This is a genomic window from Rugosimonospora acidiphila (assembly GCF_039543385.1).
Lineage (GTDB): Bacteria > Actinomycetota > Actinomycetes > Mycobacteriales > Micromonosporaceae > Rugosimonospora > Rugosimonospora acidiphila.
The window spans coordinates 25674-37669 of record NZ_BAABJQ010000028.1 but is presented as its reverse complement, the minus strand read 5'-3'; the positions used below and the strand labels follow the sequence as shown (position 1 = coordinate 37669).

Below are 11996 nucleotides of genomic sequence, written 5' to 3'. Positions count from 1 at the left end.
TCCGCTCACGCCGGCCGTCCACCGTGGATGAACGGGACGATGACCTCGGTGCTACCGCTGTGCCGGTCGTGCAGCAGGGCCCGGTTGGGCCGGGGCTGCCAGCCGAGGCCGGGTTCGTGAAGGAGGATCGCCGCGTCCGCGGCCGGCACGTTGAGCAGTACCAGTCCCGCGACAGCGTCCGGCGACGACCGCCCGCCGGTGTCCTCGGCGAACCGGCGCAGCCCGCGCCACCAGCCGAACACGTGTACCCGGTTCGCCGGCCCGTCTCGCAGCACGCCCGACAGGTCGATCGTGGCGTCGGCCGGTACGCCGTCGAGCCCGAACCCGAACAGGTAGCCGTCCCGCTCCGGGCACTGCGGTGACCGATCGACGGTGACGTGGTGCCCGGCGGCCTCGAGGTCCGCCGCGAGTCTGGCGGTCACCGGCTCGACCGCGGCGATGAGCGGGGCGATGACGAAATGTGCCGTGCCCGGCCGGTGCTGCGCGGCCAGCGAACGGGCGGCGGCGTCGAGCAGGTCGGCGCCGAGTTCGCTGGGCCCCAGCACCGCGAGGTGCCGTCCCGGCGACCCGTCCAGCGGGAAATCGGCCAGAGACAGCGGTACGTCGATCTTCCGGCCCAGGTACGCCGTCCTGACCCGGCTCGCCGGAAGCGCAGCGGGCAGGTGTGCCTGGGCGCTGGCGTAGAACACGCAGGGACCGTGGTCGTCGGGCCGCTTCTCCCAGAGCTTGTGTCGCACCGCGACTGGTATGTCCGGATCGGCGTACGGGTCGGGGAACTCCATCCGCCGCTCGTGTGCCCGGGACGCACCGGCCGGCCCACCGAGGCCGCCCGCCGTGTTGACGATCGCCTCACCCAGGCCGAGTGGGCCGGCCGCCTGATTGCGCGGGTCGAGCACGTCGGCGCCGCCGGGCAGGGCGATCCGGACCGGAAACTGGCCGAAGAGGGAGTCGCGCCGGGCGTGCAGCGCCTCCACGTCCCGGGCGGTCCGGCTGGCCAGGATCAGGTGGATGCCGTACGAGCGCCCCTTGCGGGCCAACGATTCCAGCAGCGTGAGGCATTCGCGGGCGGGCCCGTCGTTGGCCTGCACCAGCACCTGGAACTCGTCGATCACGCACACGATCCGGGGCAGCTCCGCACCCCGGCGCAGGTCAGCGAACCGGCCGGGGCCGCCGTCCTGGCGCGCGTCCGCCCTCGCGGTCAGCTCGGCATCGAGTTCGCGCAGCACCGCCCGGCCGTAATCCCGATCGGACTCCACGGCGACCGCGCGGGCGTGCGGTATCCAGCTCGGCTCGCCCTCGGTCGGTACGAACTCGGTGAAGCCCCCGCCCTCCTTCAGGTCGAGCAGGTACAGGGTGAGCTGATCGGGACCGTACCGAGTGGACAGCCCATAAAGGACATTGACCATGAACGCGGTCTTCCCGGACCCGGCCCGCCCCCCGATCAACCAGTGCGGCGTGAGGTCGGACAGCCGCAGGGTGAGCGGGTTGCCGCCGGCCCTCCCGACGATCACCGCCAGCCCCTCGGCGGAGCTTTCCTGCCAGAGTTGGTCCGGCAGCAACTCGGTCAGCGTCGGGCTGCCCGACTCGGCGTGCGTGGCGATCCGCTCGCAGACCGACCGGACGGTCGACGCGGGCGGGTCGGGGTCGAGGACGACCGGGACGTCCAGCGAGCCGCTGGCTCCGAAGCTGCCCATCGGTGGGTCGGAGACCAGCGGGTACCGGCGGCGCAGCGAGACCAGCGTGCTGTGCGGCAGGGGGGAACGCGGCACGGCATCGGCCCCGTCCGCCGGGTCTTCCGGCGGCCACCCGCCGACGACCAGCTGCAGCCCGGTGCCCTGTGCCGAGTCCGCGAGGGCGGCGATGCGGGCCAGGTCGGAGTCGTCGACCGAGTGCGGCAGGCGCGCGATGGCCAGCAGCAGCGCGTACCGGCGGCTCGGCTGCCGTACCCACTGCTCCGCCTCGCCGAGCACGGCCCGCAGCCCGGCGGCGTCGCTCGCCGGTTCGCGCATCAGGCCGGCGGGAACGAGTGCCTGGAACGCGGCGAACACGGTGCCCGACGGGTCGACCGCGCGTAGCCGCAGGGTGCCGGCCGGATGCGCGGCGACCAGCCGCAGCACCACGCTGCGCAGCAATCCGTCGCCGCGCGGGTCGCTGCGCTCCGCGTCGATGACGAGGTGCCCGGCGGTCGGCACGACGACCGGGAACTCGGCGTCGTCGAGCGGTCGGGCGAAGCCGATCCGGACGTGGGTCGGGCGTTCGGCGCCGGCACCGGGAACGGCCGGCGGCGGCGCCTGGTCGAGCGGGGCGCCCAGCCAGCCCGGGATCAGCCGCGCCGCGGCGGCGGCCAGGTCCACGACGATGTCGCGCTGCGCGGCGTCGAGGTCGGTGCCGCTCACCTGGTCCAGGCCGCGCCCCGCGGCCTCGGCGCTGGCGGCGGCGCGGCGATGCAGGGCGGCGGCGTGCTCGATGCTTGCCCGAAGCCTCGCCACCGCTGGTCACCTCCTCGGGCATGAAGGTATCCCAGTGGACCCGGCGCCGGGCCGGTACCGGCTGGCGTGTCCCGGGGAAGCCACGGTTTGACAATGGCGAACGGGGTGGGCGCGATGCGGCCGGGTGCCGCGTGCGGCGGGCCGCGCGCACGCCGTGAGCAGGCCCGGGGCGCATCGTGGTGGGGCCGGTGGGCCGGTCGGTCGCGGGTGGAAAGGGGGTCGGCGAACCCCGCCGGCAAACCGGACGATCCGCTACTCTCGACGGGTGGATTCGCCGCCGCCGTCGGACAATCCGGTTGAGACCGGTCAGGTGGTGCCGGTCCAGCGGCCGGCCGACGCGCCACCACCGGCACCCGGCCCGCCCCCGCCGGGCCCGCTCCCGCCGGGCCCGCTCCCGCCGGGCCCGCTCCCGCCGGGCACAGCGGGTGCGGCGCCCTCCGATGCCCCGGTCCCGGACGTCCTTCCGCCGCTGATCCCACCGCTGCCCACGGCGCCGCCGTCGATGGGGCGAGAGCGCGGATCGGGGCGCAAGCGAAACTGGCGCCTGATCATCGCCGTGTTGATTGGCGTGGTGGCGGCGCTGTGCGCGAGCGGTTCCCTGGTCGGCTACGTGGAGTACGACAAGGCGACCAAGCCGGACCGCACGACCCCCGAGTTGGCGGTGCGCCAGTACGCGCAGGCCTACCTCGGGCAGCACAACGACGCGCAGGCCGCGACGTACGCCTGCCAGGACCAGAGCGGCCTGAACGAGGTCAAGGCGCTGCGGCAGGATCTCGACAACCGCGAGAAGACGTACAACTTCACCATCTACGTCAACTTCGACAGCGTCAGAGAGGTGTCGCGCAGCGGCAACACGGCACACGTCGCCGTCGTCATCGTGCTGTTCACCAACGACAGCGGCCAGCAACTGCGCAGGCAGGAGCACTGGGACTTCACCGCGGTGCGTGACAACGGCTGGCGGACCTGCGCCGCGCACCAGGTCAGCTGAGCGCTACTCGATCCACAGCAGGTAGACCGGCACCTCCTGGGACCGGGGTACCTGCCCCGTCCAGCCCCAGCGGTACCAGTTCAGCTCCGTGCAGATCCGTACGCAAATGTCGCTGGCCGCGTTCTGGTACGGCTCGGTGACCGCCCGCAGGTCCCGCTGCTCACCCGACGGGCTGACCCGGACCACGCGCCGGCCGGTGAGCGAGGCGGCCACCCGCGCCGAGATGGGCTGCCGGGGTGCCGGCGCGTCCAGCGACACCAGCCGGGTGAACAGGTCCTTCCATCGGGTGGCGTCCTCGGCCTCGCTGTCGCCCAGCACCTCGACCCACACCCGGTCGACCGGCACCAGCGGGGCGAACGTCTCCACCTGCTCCACCTCGGCGCGGTACCACTCCTGCTCGGTCAGGACCGGCACGTAGGTCCGGCTGCCCTGCACCACCGGGGCGTCGGCCCGCAGATCGCCCCGCCAACCAAGGCCGGGCTGGCCGACGAGTACCCGCTTGCCGCGCAGATCGTCACGTCCGGCGGCTCCTACCGGCGTGAGGGTCCTGGGCGGCTTCGGTATCCAGTCGTCCGTCATTGCTGAGCTCCCAGCGGCGCACCCTGTCGGTTCATGAACGGTACCGGGTCGACCGCGCCAGCGGCGCTGTTGTCGCCGTTGAGGTGCACCTCGAAGTGGCAGTGCGGGCCGGTGGAGTTGCCGCTGTCACCCACCCAGCCGATCACCTGCCCGGCGGTCACCTGCTGCCCGACCACCACGTTCGGGTGGCGGATCTGGTGGCAGTACCGGGTGATGATGTTCCCCGCGTGCAGGATCTCGACATACCAGCCGCACCCCTGCACCGAGATGCTGCCGTCCTGGTCGCAGCTGTAGGGCTCGCCGTTCAGTGACGCCTGGCAGCGTACGACGGTGACCACGCCGGCCGCCGCGGCGTGGATGGGGGTGCCCTTGGGGGCGGCGAGGTCGTCCCCGTTGTGGGTGGGCCGTTCGGCGGTGCGGAAACCGGAGGTGATGGTGGCGCCCTTGACCGGCACCGTCCAGCCCGAGGCGGTGACCTCGCCCGGCTGGGCGCAGCGCTCGTTGACCAGGTTGCCAACCGCCCGCCCGGCGTTGTTGGCGAGTTGGTTGACCACGGCGGTGGCCAGCGGCTCGTGCTTGGCGTACGCGTTGGGGTAGGCGCTGCGCTGCACGTCCTGCGCGACCACAGTCAACGGCAACTGTTGCCAGTTCGGGATCGCCAGCATCTTCTCGTAGAACTTCCTCGCCGCGTAGGACGGGTCGAGGATCTGCTGCCTGGTGCCCCAACCCTGGCTGGGCCGCTGCTGGAAGAGGCCGAGCGAGTCATGGTCGTTGGCGGCGCCGAGGTTGGGCAGGTTGGTCAGCGCGGACTCCTGCAGCGCCGTCGCGATGGCGATGACCCAGCCGCGCGGCGGCACGTTCAGCTGCTGCCCGACGCTGATGATCACGGCCGCGTTGTGTATCTGTGCGTCGCCGAGCGAGTCGACCTCCGGCAGCTTCCCGCTCGGGTTCAGCGTGCCGCCGCCCCCGCAGGCCATCGAGGCCATGCTGGCGTTGGACTGGGAGTTGTCCGACCCGTCGATGAAGAAGGCCGCCGCGGTCCCGCCGCAGCAGGCAAAGAGCCCGATCACGCCCACCGCGACCAGGATCCCGAGGCGACGGCGGGCGCTCACGGCCGTTCCCAGTCCACGGAGTCGACCAGCCACCGGCCGTCGTCGGCGGCCAGCCCGAGGGTCAGGGTGCCGGCGTCGAGCGGTATCACGATCTCCACATAGGACTCGGAGCGGTCGACGATCGACGGGTCTCCGCTCACGCTGCTGGCCTGCACCGTTGCGGGATCGGCCCCGGTCAGCTCAGATTTGAGAGTGTCGGTGGAGTACGGCGCGATCCCGTCGAACCACTGCTGCGCGGTCACCCCGGTGTGGTGCAGCCAGGCCCGGGTGAAGCTGTTCGCGACGGTCTGCGGGTCGGGCGCGCCCGGGCTGGTGGAGGGTGCCGGCGGCGTGGGCGAGCCGGCGACACCGTCATCGGGCTGCTGCGAGGTGGTCGCGCTGGCCACCGGTACGCCGAGCGAACCGGCCCCGGACGTGGGCAGGTGACTGCCCCCGCCGACCACCTTGCCGATCCCGACGATGAGGGCGATGACCACGATGAGCGCGGCCGCCGCCCCGTACCGGGAACCGAGAATCCGCAGGACGTGGCGCATGGTGGCCTACCCCTGGATCGGTGCCGACTCGGGCCGCTTGATCGGCTCCGGCTTGGCGGAGCCAGGGCGCGGCCCCGGGCGGTAGATCATGTACTGGGGCTCGCCCTCGTCGCGGTCCGGAACCGCCCACTCCGTGGTGCTGGCATGCTTCCGGGACGGCTCCCCGCCGCTCTGTGCCGGCCCGCCCTCCGGACGACCATCGCGCTCCGGGTGACCGCCATCGCGCTCCGGGTGACCGCCATCGCCCGCCGGGCGACCGCCACCGCGCTCCGGACGACCGCCACCGCCTGCCGGGCGACCGCCGCCGCCCTCCGGACGCCCCGCGGCGACCGTCGGTCGACCGCCGCCAGTGCCGCGCGTCTCGAACGGGTCCTCGTGGCGCGCCTCGGGCCGCACCCGGTTGGCGACCGTGACTTCCTGGCGCCGCCGCTGGGCGGCCTCCTCGGCGGCCGGAGTCGCCACGCGGAGCGCCGCGGCCTGGCGTAGGTCGCGGAAGAAGCTGCGCTGCGCGCCGCCCGCGACGGCGAACTCCCGGCCGCCGCCGAGCTGGGCGACCCGCCGGTACGGCCGCAGCAGCACCCAGCCCACCAGGCCGCACAGTCCGACCAGGACCACCTGCAGCCACGGCGGCAGCGAGGCGGTGCCCATGATGAGGTCGACGGCGAACAGGTAGATGGCCGCGCCGGTGCCGAAGATAATGATGTTGAAGATGGCCGCCACCACGGCGTTGACCAGCCGGCGCAGCCCGGCGCTGGCCGGTCGGAGCATGCCGATGGTGCCGAGGACCGGCGCGGCGATGACCGCCCACCGGAAGATCAGGAAGCCGAGCAGGACGAGGACCGACGCGACGATGTCGAACATCCCGAAGAAGAGCGCGGACAGGATGGCGATGAAGCCGGCACCCACCCGGTCCATGCCCTTGGCGCCCTGCAGGTACTGGTACGCGTCGGGGTCCTCGGTCTTGATCTGCTTGGCGACCTTTTCCCAGCGCTGCTGCTTGTAGCTCAGGATCTGCTGGCGCTGCTTGCCGCTGGGGTCGCGCTCGATGTCCTGCTCCTCGCCCCAGGTCAGCGACTTCGCGTCGTACAGGACCATGCCGTACTTCTGGGCCGTGGCGCTGTCGGCCGAGCCCAGCTCACCGCGCAGCCAATTGCGGTACAGCAGGTTCGAGACGGCGACATCGCTCGCGCGCTGCGACGGCGGGCGGTGGTCCTTGCACTGTTGGGTCTCCGGGAGCTTGGAGCACTCCGACGACGGCGTGTCGTGTGCCGGCGGCCCGACCGCGTTGTGCACGGTTGACAGTCCGGTGATGAGGCTCTGGTCGGCCAGATGCGACGAGCGCACCGGCCACGCCGCGATGGCGGTGACCGCCACCATCACGAGGATGGCCCAGCCGGCGGTGGTCATGGCGTTGTTCATGTCGGACTGGCGGGAACGCCAGAGCAGGTACAGGCCCACCACGGCGAGGGTGATCGCGCCGAACACCGTGAAGACGCTGTTGTAGATCGACGTCGTGGCCTTGTCGACCAGCGTGTCCGCCCAGCCCCACAGGCTCTGCGGCTCCCACGCCTTGTCCCGCAGGGCGTCGCCGGCGCCGATGATCCCGGTGGCGAACATGAACTCGCCGTTGGCGATCGTGTTCTCGAATTCGTCGTCCGGGTGCGTCACCAGGTTCACGCAGCCGGTGTCGTACGTCTCGTAGTCGTAGCCCGCGTACCCGTAGTTGGTGAACATCCCGTCCGCGTCGCTGGGCGCGGAGGTCGGTCGGGTGGCGAACCAGCCGGCCATGCCGGAGTCCGGCGCCTCGGGTGTCGGCGCCTGCACGCACTGCGCCTCGTCCGTGGTGAGGTCCGCGAGCTTGCCCACGCAGTCGTCCCACTGCGTAGGGTCCTGCCAGGAGGCCGTGGAGCACAGGTTCCCTCCGCCGGCCGTCGGTGCCGCCGAGGCCGGAGCGGACGTAAAGAACAGCACTCCGGTCACGGCGAAGAACACCGCCGCGACCGCGGCCAGCAGTCGATGGCCGCACGACCGGGCCACGGGCGGCCCGGTGCGAGGGGTGGGCATCACGCCTCCGGCTCGGGAAGGAAGTCAGGGGAGGGTACGTCCACGGTGGTGGCCGGCGCCGCGGCCGGCGTCGTGTCCAGGTAGGTGAGCAGGTCGGGTACGTACGACACGTCCACCCGAACCTTCTGCACCCGCCCGTCGACGTCGCGCATCACGAACTCCCTGAACCCGAGCCGTGACGACGATGCCGTGTCCACTGTGGAGAGCGTGGCGAGCGTCTGCTCGTAGCCCACGTCGGTCGGTACCCGCAGCAGCCGCAGCGCTTCCGCGGCGACCTCCGGGTCCTCCGCGATCCGCCCGACAAAGACCGTCGATACCAGGTTCTGCACGTCCAGCCCGAGGATGTCCTTCGGGTTCTGCGATGCCACCAGGCCCGCGATGTTCCACTTCCGCGAGTCCCTTGCCAGCCGTACCAGGAACGAGCGGCCCGAACGCCAGCCCTCCATGAAGTGCGCCTCGTCCAGACCCACCAGCTTGCGGTCGGACATCGGTCCGCCGTAGCAGCGGCGCACCGCGAGCCGGTGTGCGGTGTGCAGCATCGGCAGCGCGAGCGCCTCCTCCGCCGACCAGTACTCCCGCTCGATCTTCAGGTCCGGAAGCCGCAGCCCCGCCATGGTGATGATGGTCAGCGCGGCGTCCGCGCCCAGGGTGGAGGGTGGCGGTGAGCCGAAGAACAGCATCGCCAGCGGCATCTCCGCGGTGTCCATCAACAGGTGCGCCAGTTCCCTGGCCTCGGCACTGTCCAGTTCGGACAGGCAGCGCACCACATCGTCCAAGGTGGACGATTCCTCGGCGGGCACCTCGCGCACCGCGTGACGCAGCATGGTCGCGGTGGACGCCTCCCGGGCCACCTGGGGCGGCACGAGCATCGAGCAGATGTCCTGCACCAGCATCCGGCGCTCGGCCCGGGCGTTGGACACCGCGATCTCGAACTCGCGCTCACCCACCGGATCGTCACTGAAGTGAGCCCGCATCGGCGTTGGAATCAGCGCGTACGGCGCGAGCGTGCCCTGCTCGGAGCCGGTGAGGTTGAGGACCCGCGAGTATGGCGCCAACTCGGGCATGGATGCCAGCCTGGCCAGCGGGCCGGACGGGTCGAGCAGGGTGACCCGCACCCCACGCCGGGCGGCAAGATATCCGAGCGCGCCCATCAGGGTGGACTTGCCGCCACCGGGCTCGGCGACGAACACGGCGAGGCCGGAGCGCTCCCGGATCTCCATGGGGAAGTGCAGGTCCAGGAAGACCGGGCGCCGGGAGGTGCCCGCCGTCCGCCCGATCAGGTCGCCGCGCCGGTCCCCGACCGTGGACGCGGCCTGGGGCAGCGCCGCGGCCAGCAGCTTGACCGGCATCCTGCGCAGGTATCCGGTGTTGGCGATCGGCTCGCCGGGGATGAACTCGCGGGCCAGCCAGTCCTGCTGCTTGGGGTGCTGCAGCGAGACCCGCAGCTCCCGGGCGTACATCTGGATGAGCCGGCGGGCCCGCTCCAGGCACTCGTCCCGGGACCGGCCGGAGACCGCTATGCGGTGCCAGCCGTGCACCCGGGAGGCGTCGGTGGGCAGGCCCGTGGTCATGTCGTCGCCGATGTGCAGTGCCCGCTGGGCCAGCCGTTCCAGCTCGGGCGGCGCGTCGATGCCGTGATCGGCGTAGTCGGCCTGCTGCGAGCGGATCATCCGCAGCCGGTGCTCCAGGTTGCGGAACGAGTCGTTGGGCCCGAGAACGTCGACCCTGGACGAGATCTCCATGGGCCAGGGCAGCCGCTCGTGGAAGTGCAGCCACGGCTCGTGCCGCTCGGGGATCTCCAGTGGCTCCATCCGGCCGACCGAGAGCACCGCGACGTGCCGCTCCTCGCCGGTGAGCCGGTTGACCAGCTTGACCGTCGAGCCGTAAGGGGTGCGGTACCGCTCGACCTGCTCGGTCATCGCCAGCAGGTCGCCCTGGTTCCACTCGCCCGAGGAGACCGGGGACAGCATGGTCGGCGGCGACATGCCCAGCGCGATCGACCGGTACAGCAGCCACTCCAGCTCGTTCGAGCTGACCCGGCGGCCGCGCATGCCGAACGCGCCGAGCACCTCGTCGAACTGTTCGACCGTGCGGGCCATCTTGCGCCGCTCGCCGTCGGCCACCCCGCGCCCGAACAGCCGGCGGATGCGCTCGCTCAGCGTGTCGCCGAGCGAGCGCCTGGTGAACGTCACGCCCAGGAAGGTCTGCCCCTCGGCGTGATTGACCGCCAGCAGGTGGTGCTGCGCGGCGACCAGGTGGTCGGACCAGGACGGTGCGCCGGGCACCGACAGCAGCGGCGCGGGCGTGTTCTCGTCGACCGTGCGGGCCCACTCGTCGGCCGGGAACGGCCGGGTGGTGCGCCGCAGGTGCAGCCGGAACCCGGCCAGGCCGGCGAACTGTTCGGCGACGGCCGACAGCAGCGCCTCGCGCTCGGCGTCCGGGCGGAACGCCCAACGCACCTCGGGCAGCCAGTACCACGCGGTGACGCTGTTCGGCGTAAAGGTGAGGTGCCCGGCGATCTCGCTGATGGCCAGTTCCTGGACCGGGTTGCGATCCTTCTGCTTGGGCTGGGGCGGTCGGCGCACGGGGGTTGGCCGGGCCGGCTTGCGGACGGCCGGCTGCTTGCCGGCGCCGCGCCGGGCGGGCTTGCGATCACCGGGCTGCCGGACCGCGGGCTCGGTCGTGCCGGGCTGCCGGATCGCGGGCTCGGTCGTGCCGGGCTGCCGGATCGCGGGCTCGGTCGTGCCGGGCTGCCGGACGGCCGGCTCGGTCGAGCCCGGCGCTCGCACCGCCGGCGGCATCCCGGTGGTCTGCCAGCCGTCGGGCGCGGTGGGCTCTGGCCCTCTCGGCGCGGCCGGGGGTTGGGCGGTCGCCGGGGGCGCCGCGAGTGCGCCCTGCCGGGCAGGCTCGGGGCGGTCGTCGACCGGCGGGCCCGGGACCGACCGCCGGTCCGGCTGGCGGGGGCCGCCGGATCGGACCGGCGAGGTGGTCAGGGCCTGCGGCGCTCCGCCGATGCGCGGTCGATCGTCGGGCATCAGCTCGATCGGCGCCCCACCGTTGATCGCTCCGTCGTCGATCGGCCCGTCGTTGATCGGCCCGTCGTCCGGCTGCGCGGGCAGCGGCTCCGGCGCGACCACCACGCCGTCCACGGTGGATTTGACGGCGCGCCGGGCGTTGGCGCCGAATAGCTCGAGGAACGGCGACTCGATGTCGGGCCGGTGCGCGGGCCGGCCGCCGTTGCCCCTCGTGAGTCCGCCGCCGGCGTTCCCCGCGCCGTTGGCGTCCACCGGCGCGGCAGCCTGGCCCGACTGCCGCACGGCCCGGGGCGACTGGAACACCGCCACCGAGCCGCGCGGCACCATCTGCACGTCCGGGGCCTCGTCCTCGATGTCTAACCGTGGCGCGACGGGCCCGTCCTCTGGTTGACGGGCGTGCGGGATGTGGGTCATGGCGCGTCCCTACCGATGATGGACTCGCGGATGTGTACCCGGGACGCGACGAGCCGTGCATCGCGCCGCTCGACGGATGGCTCGCGGGTGCGTCGCCAGTCGGTCAGCGCGGTGCGGATGACCATTCGTGCCGGTCGGTCGGGGTCGACGTGCCGGAAGATGTATGACGTGGCCACCATGGCCAGCGCGATCTCCCAGGCCGGGAACAGGTCGAAGTGGAGAGTGAACAGGTAGTGCACGAACATGAACAGGGGCACCAGCACCACGAACAGCCCGTACTGCGCGTACGGCAGCTGAAACGGCAATGTGTATCCGGGCGGGCCCAGGTAGACCAGACGGGCCCGATAGATGTCGTCGTCCGTGCGCAAGCGCATCTGTGGCCTACTTGAATGCCAAATTGATTAGGTAGTCCCCGACGAAGAACAGCGACACCGCGCCCGCGATGAACGCGAGCCCGATGATCGCGATCGCCGAGCTGGTCAGCACCTTGGACACCTCGCCCCGGCTGGCTCTTCCGATGAAGACGATGCCGAGCCCCGCCAGCAGGATGGGTGCGATCTTGCTGGCGAAGAACGAGACGACTCCGTCGGTGTTGATGTCCGTGGGCTCCGGGGTTGGCGCGAGCTTGCCCGTCACGACGGCGAGCACGTCCGCGGCGTGTGTCTGGTGCAACACCACCTGGCCGAGCTCCATGAAGATCATTTACGTCCTTCCCAGTACGCGGTTGGCGAGGGGCCGTCCGCGTTGTAGCCGCTCCGCAATATCAACTGAGTGGTAGTGAG

The 11996-nt window shown here is 72.0% G+C and carries 9 protein-coding genes; 1 reads left to right on the top strand and 8 read right to left on the bottom strand.

Going from position 1 to position 11996, the window contains the following annotated elements:
• Positions 1–5 precede the first annotated feature (5 nt).
• Positions 6–2489 carry an FtsK/SpoIIIE domain-containing protein gene (locus tag ABEA87_RS33520; RefSeq protein ID WP_345636515.1) on the bottom strand — a complete coding sequence of 828 codons (2484 nt, stop codon included), beginning with the start codon at positions 2487–2489 and terminating at the stop codon, positions 6–8.
• 556 nt (positions 2490–3045) lie between these two features.
• On the opposite strand from ABEA87_RS33520, the gene ABEA87_RS33515 reads away from it, so the two are divergent.
• Positions 3046–3477 (top strand): hypothetical protein, encoded by a 432-nt coding sequence (locus tag ABEA87_RS33515; protein WP_345636513.1) that lies wholly within the window; start codon positions 3046–3048, stop codon positions 3475–3477.
• Between the two features lie 3 nt (positions 3478–3480).
• On the opposite strand, the gene ABEA87_RS33510 is transcribed toward ABEA87_RS33515, so the two are convergent.
• Genes ABEA87_RS33510 through ABEA87_RS33480 form a run of 7 tightly spaced genes read right to left on the bottom strand, consistent with a single transcriptional unit; the run spans position 3481 to position 11916 of the window.
• A complete protein-coding gene (locus ABEA87_RS33510) occupies positions 3481–4056 on the bottom strand; it encodes a hypothetical protein (RefSeq protein WP_345636511.1) in 576 nt (191 codons plus the stop codon).
• The gene (locus tag ABEA87_RS33505) at positions 4053–5168 is read right to left on the bottom strand and encodes a M23 family metallopeptidase (protein ID WP_345636509.1); all 1116 of its coding nucleotides are present in this window, start codon (positions 5166–5168) and stop codon (positions 4053–4055) included. Before ABEA87_RS33505 ends, ABEA87_RS33510 begins: the two co-directional genes overlap by 4 nt.
• Positions 5165–5701: a hypothetical protein gene (locus ABEA87_RS33500; RefSeq protein WP_345636507.1), complete on the bottom strand. Its 537-nt coding sequence runs from the start codon at positions 5699–5701 to the stop codon at positions 5165–5167. The genes ABEA87_RS33505 and ABEA87_RS33500 overlap by 4 nt, the downstream gene beginning before the upstream one ends.
• Positions 5702–5707: 6 nt before the next feature.
• On the bottom strand, positions 5708–7765 hold the full coding sequence (locus ABEA87_RS33495) for a DMT family transporter (protein ID WP_345636505.1): 2058 nt from the start codon (positions 7763–7765) through the stop codon (positions 5708–5710).
• Entirely contained in the window at positions 7765–11214 is a 3450-nt protein-coding gene (locus ABEA87_RS33490) for an ATP-binding protein (RefSeq protein ID WP_425570999.1), read from the bottom strand. Before ABEA87_RS33490 ends, ABEA87_RS33495 begins: the two co-directional genes overlap by 1 nt.
• Positions 11211–11588 (bottom strand): hypothetical protein, encoded by a 378-nt coding sequence (locus tag ABEA87_RS33485; RefSeq protein WP_345636503.1) that lies wholly within the window; start codon positions 11586–11588, stop codon positions 11211–11213. The genes ABEA87_RS33490 and ABEA87_RS33485 overlap by 4 nt, the downstream gene beginning before the upstream one ends.
• A 7-nt stretch (positions 11589–11595) precedes the next feature.
• On the bottom strand, positions 11596–11916 hold the full coding sequence (locus ABEA87_RS33480; RefSeq protein ID WP_345636501.1) for a hypothetical protein: 321 nt from the start codon (positions 11914–11916) through the stop codon (positions 11596–11598).
• Between the last annotated feature and the right edge of the window lie 80 nt (positions 11917–11996).